Raw genomic sequence first — 19,988 nt, forward strand, 5'->3', positions numbered from 1 at the left:
CGCGGGGTCCCCGGGGAAACGTGGAGCGCAGCGGAGCGTTTTCTTGGGGTGCTTTCCCGCGGGCACCGCTCCCGGCCGGCGGCTCGCCGATCGACCGCGACCAACCGCGGCCTTCCACCCGGGAGTCGGTGACGCTGGGGACGCGGTCGTGGTTTAGTCGGCCGACGAGGGGCGCCGGGGTGGGGGACGAATTGCGGATCGAGGTCGAGCGCGAAGCCGTGTTGCGGTTCGGGGGTGGTGCGCCGGTGCGGGCGGCGTCGGCGATCGCTCCGTTCGGCGGTGGCTGGCTTGTCGCGCAGGACGATGCGACCCACGCGGCGTGGCTGCGGCCGGATGGCACGGCGCCGGTGCGGGTGCTGGACGCGGTGGGCGGCCATGACGTGTTCAGTGCCGCCGCGGGGACGAAGCACCTCAAGCCGGACTTCGAGGCCGCGTGCGAAGTGCGGGTGGGCGACGGCCTCGGTGTGCTGCTGCTGGGTTCCGGCTCGACCCGGGCGCGGATGCGGTCGTCGCTGGTGGGGCTTGCCGCACACGGCACGGACTTCGCCGTGGCGGACCTGACCGGGCTCTACCTCGCCGTGGCGGACGCGCTCGGTACGCCGGACGGCCAGCTCAACCTCGAGGGTGCCTGCCGGCTCGGTGACCGGCTGCGCTGGTTTCAACGCGGCAACCCCGCGGCCGGGGTGCCGTCGGCGAGCGTCGACGTGGACCTGCACGGGTTGCTGGCGGCGGCGACCGGCCGGCTGCCGCCCGAGGCGGTCTCCGTCGACGGGGTTCGCCGCTACGAGCTCGGCGCGGACGGCGGGTTCGCGCTTTCGGTGACCGACGCGGTGGCGCTGCCGGACGGCCGCGTCCTGCTCAGCGCCGCGGCCGAGGAGACGACCAACCCGGTCGACGACGGACCGGTGGTGGCCGCGGCCCTGGCTCTGCTCGACGGCGACCGCGTCGAGGCCGTGACGACGCTGCCCCGGCGCGGCGGCGCGGTCCAGAAGATCGAAGGACTCGCCCTGGACGGCATCGACCACGACGGTGTCCGGCTGATCGCGGTCGCCGACGCCGACGACCCGGACACCCCGTCGACGATCCTGCGGCTGCGCGTGCTCTGGTAACCCGGCGAGTCGCCTCAGCCGCGCCGGGCGGTGACGATCCAGGCTCGGGAGCCGATGTACACACCGCTTCCCGTGTCGTGCGCGGCCAGGGCGGAGTGGAGCCGCCGGTGAGCGCGTTCGACGGTCGCCGCGTCGGCGTGCGCGAGGGCCTCCTGAGGGTGGCGCATGCTGGTGACGAAGTCGTAGGCGGCGGCGGTGTCCGGGCCGTAGTAGACCGGCTCGCGTACATCCGTGAAGTCGATACCGGTGAAGCCCCCGGCCGCCAGGATTTCCGTCGTGGTGGCCGGGTCGGCGAACGCGAACGGGTCGGCGGACACACGTGCCGTCGCGTCGGCGCCGACCGCGTCGCGGATCAGGGTGTACCACTCGTTGCGTTCGGGGCTATGCCAGACCATCAGCACCAGACGCGCGCCGGGGCGCAACGCCCGCCCGATGTTGGTGAACGCCGCCGCCGGGTCGGTGAAGAACATCGCGCCGAACCGGCTGACGCACAGGTCGTAGTGGCCCGGCGGAAACCGGTGGACCTGCGCGTCGGCCGCCAGATACGAGACGTTGTGGAGCCCGGCCCGCTCGGTGAGGTGTCGGGCCCGTTCGAGCACCGGTGCCGAGACGTCGACGCCCAGCACGCTCCCGGCCACGGCGACCCGGCCGGCGTCCCTTGTGGACTCACCGCTGCCGCAGCCGATGTCGAGCACCCGGTCGCGCTCGCCGACACCGGTGGCGGCGCGGAAGCGGTCGTTCAGGTGGCGCAGCTCGTCGGCCATCCGGTCGGCGTGCCTGACGTCTCGCTCGGCCTCGGTCCGCGCGGGCCGCGTCCAGGCCTCGGCCGCCACGGGGGAGCTGTTCACCGCTTGGCCCCCGCGTAGCCCTCCAGGATGTCGGCCACCTCTTTGGGGCGGCTGAGCGCGACGCAGTGGCTGCCGGGGATCTCGTCGGGGACGATGCCCAGGCGGTCGGCTACCAGCCGGCGAAAGAAGTCGGGTGGGAAGAAGCGGTCCTCGCCGCAGAGCACGAACCTGGTGGGCACGTCGGGCCACGCGTCCAACGGCCACGGAGCGGCGGTCGCGGTGCTCGACGGATGCGCGCGCTCCCTGCGCATCGCCTCCTCGGCCAGCTCCCGGGGTACATCGTGGTAGAAGCTCACGAGCGGATCGGGGTTGCCGGTCAAGCCGCCGTCGCGCGCGGCCTGCTCCGCCACCGCGTCGCCGTAGCCGGTGTTGGCCCACCACTCGTCCGGCGACTCACCCGGCGCCGGGACCATGCCGGCCAGCAGGACCAGCACGTCGACCGGCAGCCGATCGGCGACCAGCGGTGCCGTGAAACCACCGAACGAGTGGCCCACGACGACCAGGTCCCGCTTCGCGCCGACGGCCTCGACCACGGCGTCGGCGTAGTCCGCCAGGGTCTTCGACTCGTCGTCGCCGGGAAGGTCGGGAGCCACCACGTCGTGCCCGCGGGCTCGCAGCTCGGCTTCGACAAGGTGCCAGTACCATCCGACGTCTCCGCCGCCATGGATCAACACGAACGTGCTCATCGCGTACCCCCCGCTTCGTCCATGCCAGCCACGCTAGCCGCCGAGACGCCATCACGAAAAGCGATGGTTTGCGATCGATACGATCGTGAGCGCTAATGGTTGGTCCGGGCGAAGAGCTACACCGCCAACGCCTGGCGTACGTCGCTTTCGGCGTCCTGGCCGCCGGAGCCCGACGAGGTGACGCGCCCCGACTCCAGGACGTAGTAGCGTGCCGCCGCCCGCAGCGCGAAACCCACGTGCTGCTCCACCAGCAGCACCGACAGCCCGCCGCGGCGGGTGAGCGACAGGATGGTCTCCTGGATCTCGGCGACCACCGACGGCTGGATGCCCTCGGTCGGCTCGTCGAGCAGCAGCAGCCGCGGCGACGTGATCAGCGCCCGCGCGATCGCCAGCTGCTGCCGCTGGCCGCCGGAGAGCAGGCCCGCCCGCCGGCCCATCAGGCCGCGCAGCGCCGGGAAGAGCTCCAGCGCGTCGGCCATCGCCACCTTGCCGTTGGGCCGGGAGTCCGCGATGAGCTGGAGATTTTCCGCCGTGGTGAGGTGCGGGAAGCACTGCTGGCCCTGCGGCACGTACGCCATCCCGCGGGCCACCCGATCGTGCGGCGCCAGCCGGGTCACGTCCTCGCCGGCGAGCAGCACCCGCCCGCTACGCGGCTTGAGGAGCCCGATCGCCGCGCGCAGCAGCGTGCTCTTGCCGGCCCCGTTGTGCCCCATCACCGCGGCCACGCCGTCCTCCGGCACGGACAGCGACACCCCGTGCAGCACGAGGCTGCGGCCGTAGCCGACCTCGATGCCGTCGACCTCCAACATCAGGACACCCCCAGGTACACCTGCTGTACCGCCGGATCGGCCTGCACCTGGGCGACCGTGCCCTCGCTGAGCACCTTGCCGGCGTGCAGCACCGTCACGGTGTTGGCGAAGCTGCGCATGAAGTCCATGTCGTGCTCGATCACCACCACCGTGCGGTCGGCGGCCACCACCCGCAGCAGCTCGCCGGTGGCGTCGCGCTCGTCGTGGCTCATGCCGGCGACCGGCTCGTCGAGCAGCAGCAGCTTGACGTCCTGGACGAGCAGCATGCCGATCTCCAGCCACTGCTTCTGCCCGTGGGCCAGCGCGCCCGCGGGCTTGTCGCGGAGGCCGGCCAGCCCGATCGTCTCCAGCGCCTCCTCGACCGCCGGCGGGACGCCGCGCCGCCGGCGGGCGAGCGTCCACAAAGAACGGCCCGCTCCCGCCGCGATGTCCAGGTTTTGCAGCACGGTCAGCTCCTCGAAGACCGTCGCGGTCTGGAACGTGCGCCCCACGCCCATCCGCGCGATCCGGTGCACCTGCCGCCCCAGCAGCTCCTCGTCGCCGAAGCGGACCGAGCCGGTCGCGCGCACGAGGCCGGTCACCGCGTCGACGAGCGTGGTCTTGCCGGCGCCGTTGGGCCCGATGAGGAACCGGATGTCGCCCGGCGCCACCTCGAAGTCCACACCGTCCACCGCCGCGAACCCGTCGAACACCACGCGCAGGTCGCGAACGAGCAGGCCGCTCATGCCGTCACCTCCTGCGGGGCCACCGCGGGTGCGGGCGACACGGGTGCCGGATCGGGAGGTGGACGTCGTCGGCGGACCAGGCGCACGACCGAGGACAGGCCGCCCGGCAGGAACGCCACGACCAGCACGAACAACAATCCCTGGAGGTACGTCCACGCGGCCGGGAACTCCTCGGACAGCGTCGTCTTCGCCCAGGCCACCGCGACCGCGCCGAGCACCGGCCCGAGCAGCGAGGCCCGGCCGCCGACCGCGACGCCGATCACGAACTCGATCGACGGCACGATCCCGATCAGTGCCGGGTTGATGATGCCCACTGCCGGCACGAACAGCGCGCCCGCGAGCCCGGCCATGCCGGCGGCGGTCACGTACGCGACGAGCTTGACGTTCGCCGGGTCGTACCCGAGGAAGCGCACCCGCTCCTCGCTGTCGCGCACGGCCACGAGCAGCTCGCCGTAGCGGGACAGCATCAGCTGCCGCGCGATCGCCAGCAGCAGGAGCAGCACGCCGGCGACGACGAAGTACACCATCCGCTGGTTGACCGGGTCGTCCAGGTCGTACCCGAAGAAGCCCTGGAAGTCGGTGAGACCGTTGGTGCCGCCGGTGGTGCCCTGCTGTCCGATGAGGAGGATCGCCATCGCGGCGGCGAGCGCCTGGCTGAGGATCGCGAAGTACGCGCCCCGCACCCGCCGCCGGAAGACCAGCGACCCGAGCAGGAACGCGACGAGCATCGGCAGCAGCACGGTCGCCGGCAGCGCGAACCACGGGCTGGCGAACGGCCGCCACCACCACGGCAACGCGTCGAGCTGGCCGTACAGCTGCATGAAGTCGGGCATCTCGCCGGGGCCCGCGTCCGACAGCTTCATGTGCATGGCCATCGCGTAGCCGCCGAGCCCGAAGAACACGCCCTGGCCGAGCGTGAGCAGCCCGCCGCGCCCCCAGGCCAGCCCGATGCCGACCGCGACCATGGCCAGGCACAGGTACTTGGCCAGCAGGCTGAGCCGGAAGTCGGACAATGCGATGGGCGCTACGGCGAAGAGCACCACCGCGCCGGCGGCGAACCCGGCACCCACGCGCCAAGAAGATCTCATGCCAGGCTCCGCGTGCGCAGCGTGAACAGCCCTTGCGGGCGCCACTGGAGGAAGGCCACTATCGCCACGAAGACGAGCACCTTCGCGACGCTGACCGTGGTGGAGTACTCGACCAGGGACTGGAGCGTGCCCAGCGCGAACGCGACGATCACGCTGCCCTTGAGGTGTCCGATGCCGCCGGCCACCACGACGAGGAAGGCGTCGATGATGACGTTGGTGCCCATCGTCGGGCCGATCGGGCCGAGCAGGGTGAGCGCGACGCCGGCCACCCCGGCCAGCCCGGAGCCGATGAAGAACGTGAGCCGGTCGACCCGCCCGGTCGGGATGCCCGAGACGGCGGCGAGGTCGCGGTTTTGCACCACGGCCCGGATCCGCCGCCCCAGCGAGGTAAACCGCAACACCAGCGTCAGCGCCACCACCGCGAGCGCGGCGAGCGTGAGGATGAACAGGCGGTTGTTGCTCAGTACCAAGTCGTCTGTGATCTTGACGTTGCCGGTGAGGAGGTCCGGCGCGCGCGTCTGCACGTTGGGCGCCCCGAAGATGTCCCGGGCGAGCTGCTGGAGGATCAGCGAGACGCCCCAGGTGACCAGGAGCGTGTCCAGCGGCCGCGCGTAGAGGCGCCGGATGAGCAGAAACTCCAGCAGCACGCCCATCAGCCCGGCCACCGCGAACGCCAACGGCAGCGCCACGAGCAGCGACCAGCCGGCACCCGTGATCACCTTCTGGAGGACGTACACCGTGTAGGCGCCGGCCATGATGAACTCGCCGTGCGCCATGTTGATGACGCCCATCTGGCCGAAGGTGAGCGACAGGCCGAGCGCGATGAGCAGCAGCACCGCGCCGATGCTCACGCCGGTGAAGAGCTGGCTGACGAGGACAGTCATGTCAGCTCAGGCCCGTGGCCCACGGGTAGCCCTTGAGGTACGGGTCGGGCTTGACGGGTTCGCCGGAGTTCCACACCTCGGTGATCAGGCCGTCGGAACCGACCTTGCCGATGCGCGCGGTCTTGTAGATGTGTTGCGTCGCGCCGTCGATCGTGACCAGCCCTTCGGGCGCCTCGAAGGTGACGCCGTCGGACGCGGCCTTGACCTTGTCGACCTCGAACCCGCCGGCCTTCTCGACCATCGCCTTCCACAAGTAGACCGACACGTACGCGGCCTCCATCGGGTCGCTGGTCGGCTTGTCCTGCCCGTACTTCGCCTTGTAGGCCTTCACGAACTTGTCGTTGGCCGCGCCGGGCGTGGTCTGGTAGTAGTTCCAGGCGGTGAGCTGGCCGTCGAGGTACTGCGTGCCGATGCTCTTGACCTCTTCCTCGGCGATCGACACGGACACCACCGGCATCGAGGCGGCGGTGAGCCCGGCCGACTTGTACTCCTTGAAGAAGGCCACATTGCTGTCGCCGTTCAACGTATTGAAGACCGCCGACGCCTTCGACGCCTTGACCTTGTTGACGATCGTGCCGAACTCGGTCGAGCCGAGCGGTGCGTAGTCTTCACCGAGCACGGTCATCCCGTTCGCCTGCGCATAGGCCTTTATGATCTTGTTCGCGGTACGCGGGAAGACGTAGTCGCTGCCGACCAGGTAGACCGACGTCTTGCCCTGCGACTTGAGGTAGTCGAGGCCGGGCACGATCTGCTGGTTGGTGGTGGCGCCGGTGTAGAAGATGTACGGCGACTGCTCCAGCCCTTCGTACTGCACCGGGTAGAAAAGCAGCGACTTGTTCTCCTCGAAGACCGGCTTGACCGCCTTGCGGCTGGCCGAGGTCCAGCAGCCGAAGACGGCGGCGACCTTGTCCTCCCGGATGAGCTTCTCGGCCTTCTCGGCGAACGTGGGCCAGTCCGAGGCACCGTCCTCGCTGATCGGCTCGATCTTCTTGCCGAGCACGCCGCCGGCGGCGTTGATCTCCTCCACCGCGAGCTTGATGGAGTCGCGCACGGTGACCTCGCTGATCGCCATCGTGCCGGACAGCGAGTTGAGCAGGCCGACCTTGACGGTGTCGCCGGACGTGTCGGCGACCGCGCCGCTCGTCGTCTCGTTCTCACCGGTCTTGCTGCCACAAGCGCTCAACGCGACCACCGCGGCGAGCGGCAAAAGGGCTGCTTTCCAGCGCCCACGAATATCGAACATCGGAACCTCCACACCAGGGGATTCGGCGCCACGACACCGGGGCCCGGAATGGCAGTCAGCGTCTGCGAGGTTCATTGCGGTGACATTTCCCGGCCCTTAAGAAGATGTTTCCGAAAAAGCACTTTCCCTGCACGACAAAAAGCCCGCGCTAAGGCCTCTCAGGCCTTGGCACGGGCAATTACAAATCGCGGTTACTTCCCACAGGAAGTATCACGACGGGCGTCCACAGTGTCAAGAGGTGAGCTCGGCGACCACCGTGAAGTCGAGCGCGTCCGCCTCCGCCAGGTAGATCCGCTGCCGCAGGTGGCGGTCGCGCATCCACAGCCGGCCGCGCGGGCCTTCGTACGACACCGACTCGGCGCTCGCCCCGATCGCCCGCACGTCGAGCGTGCCGGCCCGCCCGATGAGCGCGGCCAGCAGCCGCACCCCCTCGTAGCAGGACTCCCCCAGGCTGCCCAGCGGTGGCGCCTCCACACCGAAGCGCCGGGCGTACCGCCCGTGGAAGTCGAGGTTTTCCCGCGTCACCAGCCCGGCGAAGAACCCAGCCGTGCTGTAGAGGCCGGCGGTCGCCCGCGCCCCGCTGGCCAGCAGCATGTTTTCGTCCATGAGCGTGGACAGGCGCAGGCAGCGGGCGTCCAAATTGGACCGGGCGAACGCGCGGTTGAACCGGACCGCGTCGCTGCCCACCAGCAGCATCACCACCGCGTCCGCGCCGGTCTGCTCGACGCGGCGCAGCACGTCGCGGTAGTCGTGGGTGCCCAGCGGCAGGTACGTCTCGCCGACCACCCGCCCGCCGCAGCCGACCGCGTAACGCCGGGCCTGGCGGGCGGTGCGGCGCGGCCAGACGTAGTCGTTGCCCACCACGTACCACCGGCGGACCGAGCGCTCCCGCGCGAGCAGCCGCATCGCCGGAAAGAGCTGGTCGGCGGGCGTCTCGCTGGTCATGAAGACGCCCTCGGTGCGCTCGCCGCCCTCGTACAGCGCGGTGTACACGTACGGCACCAGGTGGGCGATCCGCGGCGCGAGCGCCTGCCGCACCGACGAGATGTGCCAGCCGGTGACCCCGTCGACCGCTCCCATGTGGACGAGCGCCTCGACCTCGGCCGCCACCCGCTCGGGCGGCGCACCGCCGTCGACCGGCCACAGCCGCAGCTCGCGGCCGAGTACCCCGCCCGCCTCGTTGACCTCCTCGGCGGCCAGCCGGGCGCACATCTCGCAGGTCGGCCCGAAGATGCCGGCCGGCCCGCACATCGGGTAGACCAGCGCGACGTTGACCGCCGCGCGGTCGACAATCGACATGCCCGCATGATTCCCGGCACCCGCCCGCGAAGCCAGAGCCTGCCGGGAGCTGCGGCCGATCTGTAGCATGAGCCGATGCCGGTGCCCCCCGCGCACACCCGGGCGCTCGCGCCCGAGGAGCTCGCCCTGCTGGTGACCCGCGCCGAGCGGCTCCTGGCCAAGCGGCTGCGCGACGTCCTCGACCGGCTCGGTCGCACCCCCGACGAGTGGCGCGTGCTCGCCATCCTGGCCGACGGCGCCGGCCACCCGATGACCGAGATCTCCGAGCGCGCGTTCCTGCCGCCGGGCTCGCTCACCAAGCTCGTCGACCACCTCGTCGACGAAAACCTCGTGTACCGCCGCATCGACCCGATCGACCGCCGGCGCATCCGCGCCTATCTCGCCCCGCGTGGCCGCACCACCCACGACCGCATCTCGCGCGCCATCCGTGCCGCCTGGGACGAGCTCCCCATCGGGTACGAGGACAGCGAGCGCCTCGCCGACCTGCTGCGACTGCTCGCCGGAGCGTTAGACCGGCCGACCCAATGAACACGGGCGGCTGCTCGGCCGGCGAGGCCGCGCCGGGCCGAGCCGCACAGGGTATGCGCCGGGTCGACGGGCCGCCGCGGACTGTCGGCAGCACGACGGCCGGGCCGGCCGGTGGAACCCGGGCCCAGGCCGGCCGCGTCCGACGGTCCATGACATTTGGCCGTATGACGGTTCGCATCGCCGCGGTGGTGGCTCTCGCCCTCACGATGGTGGGGCTCAATCCCGCGATATCCGGCGCCTGTGCCTGCGGGGCCTTCGTCGCCAACGACACGTTGCGGGCGCAGCGGGAAACCGCACTGGTCGAGTTGGCCGGCCGCACCGAGTCGATCACGCTCTCGGTACAGGCGCGGTCCACGGCGACCCAGGCGGCGTTCCTGATGCCGGTCCCCGCCCGCGCCCGCTTCGAGGTGGCCGACGGAGAACTGTTCACCGAGCTCGACCGGATCAGCCGCCCGGCGGTCAAGGTCCGGCGCGTGACGGCGGACGGGGACGGCGCCGGTGGGGCGCCGCAGTCCGGTGGTGGCGCGACCGTGGTCGACCACGTCGAGATCGGGCCTTACGAGGTCGCCCAACTCTCCGGCACCGACGCCACCGCCGTCACGCGATGGCTTGCCGGCAACGACTTCACCTTGCCCACCGCCCTCGGTGCCGCGCTCGTGCCGTACCTGGCGGAGGGCTGGCTCGTCGTCGCGGTGCGCCTGGCCCCCACGTCCGGCAGCCTCTCCGCCGGCCTCCCGCCGATGCGCCTGGCATTCGAGACCGACACGCCGGTCTACCCGATGCGGCTGTCGGCCACCGCTGAGCACAGGCAGCCGCTGCGCCTGTACGTGCTGGCCGACCACCGGATGGACATCAGTAATCCAGCACCCGCGGGCAGCACACCCGACCTGACGTTCGCTGGCCAGGTGAAGCCGGACCCGCACTACCCCACACTGTCCGCGGCGTTGACCGGCCCACGATTCCTGACCCGCTACGACGGCGACTTCTCGCCGGCGCAGATCACTGAGGACATCCGCATCACCCGCTCCGCGACCGACGAACCCCACCGCGCGGTCGTGACCGTCACGGAGTACGTCCGCTCGCCGTGGCCGATGCTCGCGATACCGCTGGTCGCACTGATCTCGGCGCTCGCCGTCGCCACCGTCGTGATCCTGCGCCGCTGGCGCAGGATCAGGGCCTGAGGCGGCCAGCGCTGCGGCCACGCGCTCGACCTCTACGCGGACCTTGGCACGCCGGAGGCCGATCAGGTGCGCGCGGCCCTTGCCGCGCTGGAGGACGACGCGTCCCGGGCCCCCTAGGCGGCTGACCGCCCGAACCACGCCAGTCGGGCCGGAGGTCGGGGAACTCGGCGGGCGCTGTGCTCGCGCGGGTCGGATAAGGTGCGCGAAAGACGGCTGGAGGGACAGCGGTGGCGGACGGGGCGCCCGTGGGTCGCAGGAGCATGCGGGAGGTCGCGCGGGCGGCGGGTGTTTCGGTCTCCACCGTCGCCAACGTGCTGAGCCGGCCCTCGATCGTCGCGCCGGAGACCCGCCGGCGGGTGGAGGAGGCGATCGACGGCGTCGGCTACGTGCCGCACGGGCCGGCCCGCCAGCTGCGCGGCCTGCCCAGCCCGATCGTCGGCAGCATCACCCTCGACCTCGCCAACCCGTTCTACGCCGAGGTCAACAGGGGCGCCGAAGACAAGCTCGCCGAAGCGGGCTGCCTGCTGCTCACGTGCAGCACCGACCTTCGCGCGGCGAAGGAGAAGCAGCTGCTCGACCTGCTGCAAACGCAGGCGGTGCGCGGCATCATCATCTCGCCGCTCGAGCCCGACCCGCGGGAGCTGCTGCGGGTGGTCGAGCGCGGCACGCCGGTCGTGTCATGCGGGACAACGCGCAGACGATCCTCAACGCCGACAGCCAGCGCAACACCGTGCTGTCCATCCACATGTACGCGGTGTTCAACACCGCGGCGTCCATCGTGGACTACCTCAACCGGTTCCAGGCCAACGGCTGGCCGCTGGTGATCGGCGAGTTCGGCTGGCGGTTCAACTCCGGTGAGGTCGACCACGACACGATCCTGTCCGAGGCGCAGGCCCGCGGGCTCGGCTACCTCGCCTGGTCGTGGAGCGGCAACACCGACCCGATCCTGGACATGGCGACGAACTTCAACCCGGCCCAGCTGACCACGTGGGGTGAGCGCATCTTCAACGGCGCCAACGGCATCAAGGCGACCTCCCGCGAGGCCACCATCTTCGGCGGCGGCAACCCGACCACCACTCCCCCGGTCACGACACCGCCGGTGACCACGCCGCCCGTCACCACGCCGCCGGTCACGACGCCGCCGCCCGGCTCCGGGGCCTGCGCGGCGACGTACGCGATCGTCGGCCAGTGGCCCGGCGGGTTCCAGGGCGACGTGCGCGTGACGGCCGGCGGCTCGGCCATCAGAGGCTGGACGGTGACCTGGACGTTCGCCAACGGCCAGAGCGTCAACCAGGCCTGGAACGCGACCGTCACCGCCAGCGGCTCGCAGGTGACGGCCCGCAACGTGAGCTACAACGGCGCACTCGGCGCCGGGGCCAGCGCCACCTTCGGGTTCATCGGCAGCTGGACCGGCAGCAACGGCGCGCCCGCGCTGTCCTGCACCGCCAGTTGACCGAGGACCGACACGTCGGGCCGGGTGCGCACGCACCCGGCCCGCTTTCCGATCACCGATGAAGCAGACTTGGCGGAATGACTGTGGAGTTTGACCCCGACAGCCGGACGTTCCTGCTGAGCACGCCGCGCACCAGCTACGCGGTACGGGTCGTGGACGGATCCGTACGGCAGGTGCACTGGGGCGCGCCGCTCGGCATCGGCGCGGCGGCCTCGATACCGCTGCGGCCCGACGGCGGTGACGGCGAGGTGCTCGGCGAGGAGTTTCCGGGTGAGGGCGGGCTGCGCTTCGGGCCGCCCGCGCTGGTGGTCGACTTCGGCGACGGGGCGCGTTCGGTGTCCTGGCGGTACGAGTCGCACTCGTCCGACGGCCCGGGCCTCACGATCACGCTCGTCGACGACCACTATCCGGTCGCGCTCGAGCTCCACTACCGCGTGCACGGCGACTGCGACGTCGTCGAGCGGTGGGCGGTGCTACTCAACCGCGGCGACGCGCCGGTGACCGTCGAGGCGCTCCAGTCGGGCGCGTGGACGTTGCCGAGGCGGGCCGGCTACCGGTTGAGCCGCGTCGCCGGCGAGTGGGGCGCGGAGTTTCAGCTGTCGCGCGTGCCGCTGCCGCACGGCGAATCCACCGTGACCTCCCGGCGCGGCACCCACCGGCACCAGACCAACCCGTGGCTGATGGTCGACCCGGGTGACGCGACCGAGGAGCACGGCGAGGTGTGGACGGTCGCGCTCGCGTACAGCGGCGGGTTCACGTTGACCGCGTCGCGCGGCTACGGCGACCACGTCTCGGTCCTCGCCGGACCCGACCACGACACCGCTCCGCCGCGGACCCTGGGGCCGGGCGAGCGGCTGGACACCCCGATGACGCTCGGCCTGTACACCGGCGGCGGGTTCGGCGGCGCCAGCCACCAGTGGCACGCCTACGCCCGGCGGCATGTGCTGCCCGCGCCGACCGAGGAGCGGCCGGTGCTCTACAACTCGTGGGAGGGCACCTGGTTCGACGTCGACGAGGCCGGCCAGATCGAGACCGCGCGGATCGCGGCCGACCTCGGTGTCGAGCTGTACGTGATGGACGACGGCTGGTTCGGCGCGCGCCTGTCCGACCGCGCCGGGTTGGGCGACTGGTCGCCCAACCCGGACCGGTTCCCGTCCGGCCTCGGCCCGCTCGTCAAGGAGGTGCACCGGCTGGGGATGCGCTTCGGGCTGTGGGTCGAGCCGGAGATGGTCAACCCCGACTCCGACCTCTACCGCGCGCACCCGGACTGGGTCGTGCACCAGCCGCACCGGCGGCGCACCGAGGTGCGCCACCAGCTGACCCTCGACTTCGGACGGTCCGATGTGGCCGAATGGGCGTACGAGTGGCTGTCCCGGCTGCTGACCGACAACGCGATCGACTTCCTGAAGTGGGACATGAACCGGCCGTTCACCGAGCCGGGTCCGCCGTCGACCGCCGCGCACACCCGTAACGTGTACGACGTCGTCGACCGGCTGCGGGCCCGCTTTCCGCACCTGCGCATCGAGAGCTGCGCCAGCGGCGGCGGCCGGGTCGACTTCGGCATCCTGCGCCGCACCGACCAGGTGTGGACGTCGGACAACACCGACCCGGTCGACCGCATCGCCATCCAGTCCGGCTACAGCCAGGTGTACCCGGCCGCGGCGATGGGCGCGTGGGCGAGCGAGAGTCCCAACCCGATCAACGGCCGCGCCACGCCGCTTCGGTTCCGGTTTCACGTGGCCATGGCCGGCGCGCTCGGCGTGAGCGGAAACCTGCGCGAGTGGTCGCCGGCCGAACGCGACGAGGCCCGCGCGCTCATCGCGGAGTACAAGCGGGTCCGTCACGTGATCGCGCACGGCGAGCTGTACCGCCTGACGCCGCCCGACGCGCAGACCGTCGTGGTGCAGTACGTCCTGGGCGGCGAGAGCGTGGTGCTGGCCTGGCGGGTTCGGGGCCGGATCGGCCGGCCCGAGTTGCCGGTGCGGCTGCGCGGCCTCGACCCGGACGCGACGTACGAGGCCGGCGAGCGCCCCTACCCCGGCGGCCTGCTGCTGGCCCACGGCCTCGACCTCGACCTGCCCCGCGGCGACCACGCGAGCACGCTCGTCCACCTGCGCCGGCGCTAAGGCCGGGCGTGGCGTGGCGCGAGTTTCAGGCCAGCCAGGTTACCGGCTTCATCGGCTGGCAAACCCTGTGCGCGCGGTGCCCGGCGGCCCTTTGCGCCTGCCGGAGGGCGCGACCGCCACCCGCTGGGCGGACGCCCTCACCGTCGTCGACGCCGACGTGCTCGTCCAGTACGACCACCCGCACTTCGGTCGCTGGCCGGCGGTCACCACCCGCCGCCGCGGCGAGGGCCGGGTCACGTACGTCGGCACGGTGCCCGGCCACGCCCTGGCCCAGGCGTTGGCGAGGTGGCTGGCAGCCGCACCGGTCAGCGGATGGCGTGACACGGCGCGCTCGGTCACCGCCACGACCGCGACATCCCCGGACGGCCAGCGCGTCCACTTCGTACACAACTGGAGCTGGGGGCCGGCCGCGCGACGGCTCCGGCGCACCTGTCCGACGTCCTCGACGGCACCGACGTCCCCGCCGTCCCCGCCGGCACGGCACTCGACCTCGACCCCTGGGACGTACGCGTCCTCGTCCAACCGCCGGAAAGATGAGCGGTCGTTCGAACAGCTCCGCCGCTAGCCGTGACGAGCTCACGTGTCGACGCTGAACATCTCCGGGGGCAGACCGGCCAGCTCGATCTGGCGCCAGATCGAGCGCCACCGCGGGAGCTCGTGGTAGCGCCGCAGCGCGGCGAGGCCGGCCAGCCAGCCGGTCCAGCCCGCGTACGGCGGGTTGGTGGGGTCGAACCCGCTCTCCACCACGGTGAGTCGGGTCTTGCCGTCCGAGCCTTCCAGCTCCCAGCTGTCGGTCATGCCGTCGGCGAACCGCAGCGTCGCCTTGCGGTCCGGCTCGAACTCGACGAACCTGGCTCCGCCCGGATCCAGGTCGAACCCACCCATCGCGAAGCGGCCGCCCACGTATGGCTCGATGTCCACATTGGCGCCGAACCAGCGGCGGAACTGCTCGGGCTGGACCATCGACTCGAACACCGCGTCCGGCGGCGCGTCGATCACCACGGAAGCACGCAAGTCGCTCGACGTGAAGTCGCACTTGGGCGTCAGCGCACGGCCGGCCAGATAGTCGGCCAGGTTGGCGATCGCCAGTGACCAGAACGTCTGGAGCGCGCCACGGGCACCGGCCTTGTCGGCCAGCACCTCCGCGAAGGTCGGCAGGTCGCTCTGGCTCAGCGTCACCAGCGTGCCGCCCTCGTCCGCGGCCAGCTCGAACTCGACTGTGGACTCAACACCCTCGACGGTCCAGGCGAACCGGAGGGTGCGCTCGTCGACGTGCAGCACGCGCTGGTGCGGCTCAGCCCCGTCGGGCGTGTAGCGGCCCCAGAACTGGTACATGCCGGGCAGGTCGACCTCGGCGTGCTCGGCCAGCCACACACGCAGCGCGGCCGGGTCGGTCAGCGCCTCGTACACGACCTTCGGCGGGGCCGGAACGACCGCGCGCAGGCGCAGATCAGGCTCGGTCATCGGGATCTCCCTTCGGATAGCAGGCGACGGCCAGGCGAAACGCGTCGCCCTCGGCACCGCCGTAGCGGGTGAACAGGTCCTGGAGCGTCCGCTGGAGCTCGTCGAGAAACGCCTTGCGCTGCTCCGGGCGCACCCGGATGTCTCCGGAAACGCCGATCGACGGCAGGTCCGGCCGAGTGAGGTCGAGCGCGGCGACCTCCGCCTGGACGTCCTCCATCAGGTCGACCAGGTAGCCCAGACTGAGCCGGTCGCGCGACTGGCGCAGCCCGATCCGGCCCACCAGGCCCGGGGACAGCCAGTAGGACCGGCCGGCCGCCTGATAGATCCCCTCGTGGATCCCGCGCACCCGACGCTCGGCCACCTGCCGCACGAGGCTGGCCTCCAGCAGGCGTTTTACGTGGTAGTAGACCCGCTGCGGCGTCTGGTCGAGCTCGACCGCCACCTCGGTGCACGACCGGGGCTCGGCGAGCTGCCGCAGCACCTCGATCCGCTGCGGCTTGAGCAGGGCCTCAGCCTGCTGGATCTGGTCGAGGTAGACGACATCTCTCATGGCGAAAACCATCCTTTACGTAAAAGAATTTTTTGTCAATAGGCTCCCGCCGGGATACGGGAGCGGGCCGCGCTCGTCGCGCGGCCCGCTCTTTCGTGCGGTGAAAGGTCTCTAGCTGGTCGGGAAGTTGTCCGGGGTGCGGACGCGGTCGCGTACCCAGGCGCCGGCGGGCTTGAGCCGGCTGGTGCCGGTAAACGTGCCGTTGGGGCAGGTGCCCGCGGTGAAGACGGCGCCGGACCGTCCGTCGTCGGAGAAGTTCCAGTTGACCCAGCTGATCTTCTTCTGGGCCATCAGGTCGAGGTACGCCTGCGACTGGGTGAAGTTGTTGCCGCCGTCGCCGGACGCGGTCTGCGTGCCGAACTCGGTGACGAACATGGGGATCCGGTCGGCGGCGCGGGACAGCGTGTTCAGGTAGGAGCTGCCGTGCGAGGCCGCGTAGAAGTGGAACGTGTACATGATGTTGGTGGCGTTGACCGGGTTGTTGACGACCTCGGTCTCGCTGGCGCCGTCCGACACGCCCAGCGACGACCACGCCCTCGTGCCGAGCAGGACGACCGCGTCGGGGTCCTGCGCCCGGATCACCGGGATGATCTGGTGGTGGTAGTTGCGGATGGTCGACCACGAGACGCCGTTGGGCTCGTTCGCGACCTCGTAGATGACGTTGGTCTTGCTGTTGTGCCGGCTGGCGATCTCGGTGAAGAACGTCTTCGCCCGCGCGAGGTTGAAGTGGGGGTCACCGGGGTCCAGCATGTGCCAGTCCACAATGGCGTACATGCCGCGTGCGGTCGCCATCTCGATGAGGTTGTGCACGCGGTCGGTGAAGAGCCGCGGGTTGGTCTCGTACCCGTCCTCCTGGATGTACATGGAGATGCGCAGCACGTCCGCCTTCCAGTCGTTGGCGAGCGCGTCCAGCGAGGCGCCGTTCAGGCACTGGTAGTACCACTGGAGCCCGTGCGAAGACATGCCGCGCAGCTGGATCGGCCGGTTGTACTGGTTGCACAGGTTGACGCCGCACACGTGCAGCTGGCCGTTGACCGCCACCGGGGTGCCGCCGCTGGGCGGGGTGCCGGCGTCCACGTCGACGTAGTCGATGTTCGCCGGGCCGTTCGCCGTCGTCGCCGCGACGCGGATCGTGTTGGTGCCCGCGGTCAGGTTGGCCGTCAACGTCTTGGTGGCCCACGCCGTCCAGGCGCCGGTGCCGTTGAACGCGCTGGCCGACTGCACCACCGACCCGTTCACGCTGATGTCCGCCGGCCGGTTGGCCGTCGTGCCGTTCGCGTACCGGATGCCGATCGTCGCGGTGCCGGCGCTCGCCGCGTCCACAGTGAACTGGGCGAACGCTCCGACCGCGTTGGTCGCGTTGCAGAACCCGCTGCCGGAAAACCCGGCGTGGTTGGCGTCGATCGTGCCGCCGCACTGTGCCGGAGCGCTTTCCGCCTCGTAGCGCGTCGGCGCGGCGTACGCCGCGGACTGTACAGCTACGGCCAGCAGCAGGGCTGCACCCAGCAGGGCCGCACCTCTCTTCCCGTTCACGGACCACTCTCCTTATTGGATGTTGGAACGGCGGATGGCGTCGGGGCTGCCGTCGCCGTTGTTGTCCTCGTTGGTGGTGCCAAACCAGATCGCGTTCGCGCCGGGCACCTTCTCGACCGCGCGTAGGCGGCCGTAGGTGCTCACGAAGTAGGCCGAGGTGGTCCCGGCGCTGGTGCCGTTGAGCTCGACACGCCACAGCCGCTGGCCGCGCAGCGCCGCCATGTACACGGTGTCGTTGACGATCGCGATGCCGCTCGGCGAGGCCTGCGCGACGCCCCACGTCTTCTTGGGGTTCTCCATCCCGGCGGTGCCGCAGCTGCCCTCGCAGTCGGGCCAGCCGTAGTTGCGGCCGGACAGGATCAGGTTGAGCTCGTCGGCGCTGCTGTTGCCGAGCTCCGACGACCACAGCCGCCCGGCGGAGTCCCAGGCGAGACCCTGCGGGTTGCGGTGGCCGTACGAGTAGACGCGGGTGCCGAACGGGTTGCCCGGCGCCGCCGCACCGGTCTTGGTGATCCGCAGGATCTTGCCGTTGAGCGAGTTGCGGTCCTGGGCGAGGCTGGGCTGCTGCGCCTCGCCGGTGGTGACGTAGAGGAACCCGTCCGGTCCGAACTTGATCCGGCCGCCGTTGTGATAGCGGTTGCTGCGGATCGTGCCGCCCAGGTCGAGCACCGCGCGGCTGGACAGGGTACTGCCGTTGAACGCCATCCGCACGACGCGGTTGGCCGTGGTGCCGCCGTCGTTGGCGGTGTGCATGAAGAAGACGTCCTGGTCGGTGGTGCCGTTCCAGGTCGGCGACAGAGCCACGCCCATGAGGCCGCCCTCGCCGTCGGTGGTGACGCTGTTGGGCACGGTGCCGACCTGGGTCCTGGTGCCGGTCGGCGTGAGCTTGAAGACGCGGAACGTGTCCCGCTCGGTCACCAGGGCGGCGGAGCCGTCGGGATACCAGGAGATGTCCCACGGAATGTCCCAGTTGGACGGTCCGACAGTCGTGGGTGACTGCGGGGTGCCGCGGCTGCACGCGCCGGTCGTGAACGTCACCGCGTTGCTCGGGTTGGAGCGGTTGCCGGCCGCGTCTCTGGCCCGGACCCGCAGGGTGTACGCCGTGTCGCAGGTGAGGCCGGTGACCGTGGTGCTGGTCGCCGTGCCGCTCACCGTGTGGATGACGGTGCCGCTGGCGTCGACCACCTCGTACCCCGTGACGGCACGGTTGTCGGTGGCGGCTCCCCAGGTCAGGTTCACGGAGGTCTGGGTGACCGTGGCGGAGGTGAGGTTGGTCGGCGCGGTCGGCGGTGTCGGGTCGTCGATCGCCAGGGTCTTGCACAGCACCTCGGGGCTGGTGTCCGAGACGTTGCCGGCGGCGTCGCGGGCGAAGACCGAGATCTGGTACTGGAAGTTGGGCTGGAGCCCGGTCAGGTGGAACGGCGGCGCGGGCGGCGACGGGGCGGTGGCGATCTGCGTGCCCAGGTTGAAGATGTCGTAGGCGACGACGCCGGTGTCGTCGCTCGACGCCGGCCAGGCCAGGTCCATTTCGGACTCACCTATCCCGCTGCACGTCGGCTGGCCGGGAGCCGTCGGCCGCTGCGTGTCGACCGGGGCGGCCACCCGCAGGCGGTCCAGGTTGGGCCCGCCGCCGGCGGTGGTCGACGCGAGGGCGATCGTGTTGCCGCCGCTGGCGAGGTTGACGTTGACGGTCTGGGTGCCCCAGGTCGTCCAGGCGCCCGTGCCTTCGAACTGGATGGTCGCCGCGGTGCTGCCGTTGACGGTCAGGGTCATCGGGCGCACCGCCGCCGTGCCGTTGGCGTAGCGCACCTCGACGCCGTACGAGCCGGCCGTGCCCGGATTGCCGACCGTGCACGTGATGCCGCTGCCGGACACGTTGTCGCCGTTGACGAAGCCGGTGCCGGTGAAGCCGGCGTGGTTGGACTCGACGACGCCCTGGTTGATCGTGCAGCTCTCCGCCTGGTACTCGGTGAACTGCTGGGGCGGGGCGACTTCGAAGTCGACGTAGTCGAGGTTTGGCGGTCCGTTGGCCGTCGTGCCCTGGATCCGGATGGTGTTGCCGCCCGAGCTGACCTGGGCCGTCACGGTCTTGGTGGCCCAGGTGCTCCACGCCCCGGTCGACGGAAACGACGACGCGCCCTGCACCACCGTGCCGTTGACGAGGACGTCGGCGCCGCGGTCCGCCGTCGTGCCGTTCGCGTACCGGATCTGGATGGTCGCCGTGCCCGCGTTGGGCGCGCTCACGGTGAACTGCGCGAACCCGCCGACCGCGTTGGCGGCGTTGCAGAAGCCGCTGCCCGAGAAGCCGGCGTGGTTGGAGTCGATGGTGCCGTCACACTGTGCCGGCGCGCTTTCCGCCTCGTACCGGCTCGGTGCCGCCTGCGCGGCGCTCACCGGCGCGACGACGATCAGCGCCACCGAGGCGACGAGTGCGGCGGCCTTGCGTCGTTTCATGATTCTCC

The 19,988-nt window shown here is 71.1% G+C and carries 19 protein-coding genes; 7 read left to right on the forward strand and 12 right to left on the reverse strand.

Going from position 1 to position 19,988, the window contains the following annotated elements; genetic code table 11:
- Positions 1-179: 179 nt before the first annotated feature.
- Positions 180-1,109 (forward strand): DUF6910 family protein, encoded by a 930-nt coding sequence (locus ACTMTJ_RS14770; protein ID WP_441216955.1) that lies wholly within the window; start codon positions 180-182, stop codon positions 1,107-1,109.
- Positions 1,110-1,123: 14 nt separating this feature from the next.
- Here the strand turns inward: ACTMTJ_RS14770 and ACTMTJ_RS14775 are convergent, their stop codons facing one another.
- The 8 genes from ACTMTJ_RS14775 to ACTMTJ_RS14810 all read right to left on the reverse strand — a co-directional run bounded on the left by ACTMTJ_RS14775 (position 1,124) and on the right by ACTMTJ_RS14810 (position 8,691).
- Entirely contained in the window at positions 1,124-1,957 is an 834-nt protein-coding gene (locus ACTMTJ_RS14775) for a class I SAM-dependent methyltransferase (protein WP_441216956.1), read from the reverse strand.
- A complete protein-coding gene (locus ACTMTJ_RS14780; protein ID WP_441216957.1) occupies positions 1,954-2,643 on the reverse strand; it encodes an alpha/beta fold hydrolase in 690 nt (229 codons plus the stop codon). Before ACTMTJ_RS14780 ends, ACTMTJ_RS14775 begins: the two co-directional genes overlap by 4 nt.
- A gap of 116 nt (positions 2,644-2,759) precedes the next feature.
- Positions 2,760-3,452: an urea ABC transporter ATP-binding subunit UrtE gene (urtE, locus tag ACTMTJ_RS14785; protein ID WP_441216958.1), complete on the reverse strand. Its 693-nt coding sequence runs from the start codon at positions 3,450-3,452 to the stop codon at positions 2,760-2,762.
- Positions 3,452-4,177: an urea ABC transporter ATP-binding protein UrtD gene (gene urtD / locus ACTMTJ_RS14790; RefSeq protein ID WP_441216959.1), complete on the reverse strand. Its 726-nt coding sequence runs from the start codon at positions 4,175-4,177 to the stop codon at positions 3,452-3,454. Before urtD ends, urtE begins: the two co-directional genes overlap by 1 nt.
- The gene (gene urtC / locus ACTMTJ_RS14795; protein ID WP_441216960.1) at positions 4,174-5,265 is read right to left on the reverse strand and encodes an urea ABC transporter permease subunit UrtC; all 1,092 of its coding nucleotides are present in this window, start codon (positions 5,263-5,265) and stop codon (positions 4,174-4,176) included. Before urtC ends, urtD begins: the two co-directional genes overlap by 4 nt.
- Positions 5,262-6,149, reverse strand: a complete 888-nt coding sequence (urtB, locus tag ACTMTJ_RS14800) for an urea ABC transporter permease subunit UrtB (protein WP_441216961.1) — start codon at positions 6,147-6,149, stop codon at positions 5,262-5,264. The genes urtC and urtB overlap by 4 nt, the downstream gene beginning before the upstream one ends.
- Before the next feature lies 1 nt (position 6,150).
- On the reverse strand, positions 6,151-7,392 hold the full coding sequence (gene urtA / locus ACTMTJ_RS14805; RefSeq protein WP_441216962.1) for an urea ABC transporter substrate-binding protein: 1,242 nt from the start codon (positions 7,390-7,392) through the stop codon (positions 6,151-6,153).
- A gap of 231 nt (positions 7,393-7,623) precedes the next feature.
- Positions 7,624-8,691, reverse strand: a complete 1,068-nt coding sequence (locus tag ACTMTJ_RS14810) for a substrate-binding domain-containing protein (protein WP_441216963.1) — start codon at positions 8,689-8,691, stop codon at positions 7,624-7,626.
- Between the two features lie 75 nt (positions 8,692-8,766).
- Between ACTMTJ_RS14810 and ACTMTJ_RS14815 the strand changes: the two genes are divergently transcribed.
- The 6 genes from ACTMTJ_RS14815 (at position 8,767) to ACTMTJ_RS14840 (ending at position 14,544) form a co-directional block, all read left to right on the forward strand.
- The gene (locus ACTMTJ_RS14815; protein WP_441216964.1) at positions 8,767-9,219 is read left to right on the forward strand and encodes a MarR family winged helix-turn-helix transcriptional regulator; all 453 of its coding nucleotides are present in this window, start codon (positions 8,767-8,769) and stop codon (positions 9,217-9,219) included.
- Positions 9,220-9,383: 164 nt separating this feature from the next.
- On the forward strand, positions 9,384-10,400 hold the full coding sequence (locus ACTMTJ_RS14820) for a DUF2330 domain-containing protein (RefSeq protein WP_441216965.1): 1,017 nt from the start codon (positions 9,384-9,386) through the stop codon (positions 10,398-10,400).
- 260 nt (positions 10,401-10,660) lie between these two features.
- Complete coding sequence (locus ACTMTJ_RS14825; protein WP_441216966.1) at positions 10,661-11,224, forward strand: LacI family DNA-binding transcriptional regulator; 564 nt, start codon at positions 10,661-10,663, stop codon at positions 11,222-11,224.
- On the forward strand, positions 11,146-11,853 hold the full coding sequence (locus ACTMTJ_RS14830) for a cellulose binding domain-containing protein (protein WP_441217165.1): 708 nt from the start codon (positions 11,146-11,148) through the stop codon (positions 11,851-11,853). The genes ACTMTJ_RS14825 and ACTMTJ_RS14830 overlap by 79 nt, the downstream gene beginning before the upstream one ends.
- A 77-nt stretch (positions 11,854-11,930) precedes the next feature.
- Entirely contained in the window at positions 11,931-13,979 is a 2,049-nt protein-coding gene (locus ACTMTJ_RS14835) for an alpha-galactosidase (protein ID WP_441216967.1), read from the forward strand.
- A gap of 67 nt (positions 13,980-14,046) precedes the next feature.
- Positions 14,047-14,544: a beta-galactosidase trimerization domain-containing protein gene (locus ACTMTJ_RS14840; RefSeq protein ID WP_441216968.1), complete on the forward strand. Its 498-nt coding sequence runs from the start codon at positions 14,047-14,049 to the stop codon at positions 14,542-14,544.
- An 11-nt stretch (positions 14,545-14,555) separates the two neighbouring features.
- On the opposite strand, the gene ACTMTJ_RS14845 is transcribed toward ACTMTJ_RS14840, so the two are convergent.
- From ACTMTJ_RS14845 to ACTMTJ_RS14860, 4 genes are all read right to left on the reverse strand, one after another.
- Entirely contained in the window at positions 14,556-15,443 is an 888-nt protein-coding gene (locus ACTMTJ_RS14845) for an SRPBCC family protein (protein WP_441216969.1), read from the reverse strand.
- Positions 15,430-15,993 (reverse strand): helix-turn-helix domain-containing protein, encoded by a 564-nt coding sequence (locus ACTMTJ_RS14850; protein WP_441216970.1) that lies wholly within the window; start codon positions 15,991-15,993, stop codon positions 15,430-15,432. Before ACTMTJ_RS14850 ends, ACTMTJ_RS14845 begins: the two co-directional genes overlap by 14 nt.
- Positions 15,994-16,104: 111 nt before the next feature.
- Positions 16,105-17,526 (reverse strand): cellulase family glycosylhydrolase, encoded by a 1,422-nt coding sequence (locus ACTMTJ_RS14855; RefSeq protein WP_441216971.1) that lies wholly within the window; start codon positions 17,524-17,526, stop codon positions 16,105-16,107.
- Positions 17,527-17,538: 12 nt separating this feature from the next.
- Positions 17,539-19,980 carry a PQQ-dependent sugar dehydrogenase gene (locus ACTMTJ_RS14860; RefSeq protein ID WP_441216972.1) on the reverse strand — a complete coding sequence of 814 codons (2,442 nt, stop codon included), beginning with the start codon at positions 19,978-19,980 and terminating at the stop codon, positions 17,539-17,541.
- Positions 19,981-19,988 lie beyond the last annotated feature (8 nt).

The organism is Phytohabitans sp. LJ34 (genome assembly GCF_052068095.1).
Taxonomy (GTDB): domain Bacteria; phylum Actinomycetota; class Actinomycetes; order Mycobacteriales; family Micromonosporaceae; genus Phytohabitans.

Excerpts from the sequence above, each read along its gene's own strand:
- urtE (WP_441216958.1), bottom strand. The coding sequence starts at position 3,452 with ATGTTGGAGGTCGACGGCATCGAGGTCGGCTACGGCCGCAGCCTCGTG.
- ACTMTJ_RS14825 (WP_441216966.1), top strand. The coding sequence starts at position 10,661 with ATGCGGGAGGTCGCGCGGGCGGCGGGTGTTTCGGTCTCCACCGTCGCC.
- urtC (WP_441216960.1), bottom strand. The coding sequence starts at position 5,265 with ATGAGATCTTCTTGGCGCGTGGGTGCCGGGTTCGCCGCCGGCGCGGTG.
- ACTMTJ_RS14810 (WP_441216963.1), bottom strand. The coding sequence starts at position 8,691 with ATGTCGATTGTCGACCGCGCGGCGGTCAACGTCGCGCTGGTCTACCCG.
- ACTMTJ_RS14815 (WP_441216964.1), top strand. The coding sequence starts at position 8,767 with ATGCCGGTGCCCCCCGCGCACACCCGGGCGCTCGCGCCCGAGGAGCTC.
- ACTMTJ_RS14850 (WP_441216970.1), bottom strand. The coding sequence starts at position 15,993 with ATGAGAGATGTCGTCTACCTCGACCAGATCCAGCAGGCTGAGGCCCTG.
- ACTMTJ_RS14780 (WP_441216957.1), bottom strand. The coding sequence starts at position 2,643 with ATGAGCACGTTCGTGTTGATCCATGGCGGCGGAGACGTCGGATGGTAC.
- ACTMTJ_RS14845 (WP_441216969.1), bottom strand. The coding sequence starts at position 15,443 with ATGACCGAGCCTGATCTGCGCCTGCGCGCGGTCGTTCCGGCCCCGCCG.
- ACTMTJ_RS14830 (WP_441217165.1), top strand. The coding sequence starts at position 11,146 with ATGTACGCGGTGTTCAACACCGCGGCGTCCATCGTGGACTACCTCAAC.
- ACTMTJ_RS14860 (WP_441216972.1), bottom strand. The coding sequence starts at position 19,980 with ATGAAACGACGCAAGGCCGCCGCACTCGTCGCCTCGGTGGCGCTGATC.
- ACTMTJ_RS14820 (WP_441216965.1), top strand. The coding sequence starts at position 9,384 with ATGACGGTTCGCATCGCCGCGGTGGTGGCTCTCGCCCTCACGATGGTG.
- urtA (WP_441216962.1), bottom strand. The coding sequence starts at position 7,392 with ATGTTCGATATTCGTGGGCGCTGGAAAGCAGCCCTTTTGCCGCTCGCC.
- urtB (WP_441216961.1), bottom strand. The coding sequence starts at position 6,149 with ATGACTGTCCTCGTCAGCCAGCTCTTCACCGGCGTGAGCATCGGCGCG.
- ACTMTJ_RS14835 (WP_441216967.1), top strand. The coding sequence starts at position 11,931 with ATGACTGTGGAGTTTGACCCCGACAGCCGGACGTTCCTGCTGAGCACG.
- urtD (WP_441216959.1), bottom strand. The coding sequence starts at position 4,177 with ATGAGCGGCCTGCTCGTTCGCGACCTGCGCGTGGTGTTCGACGGGTTC.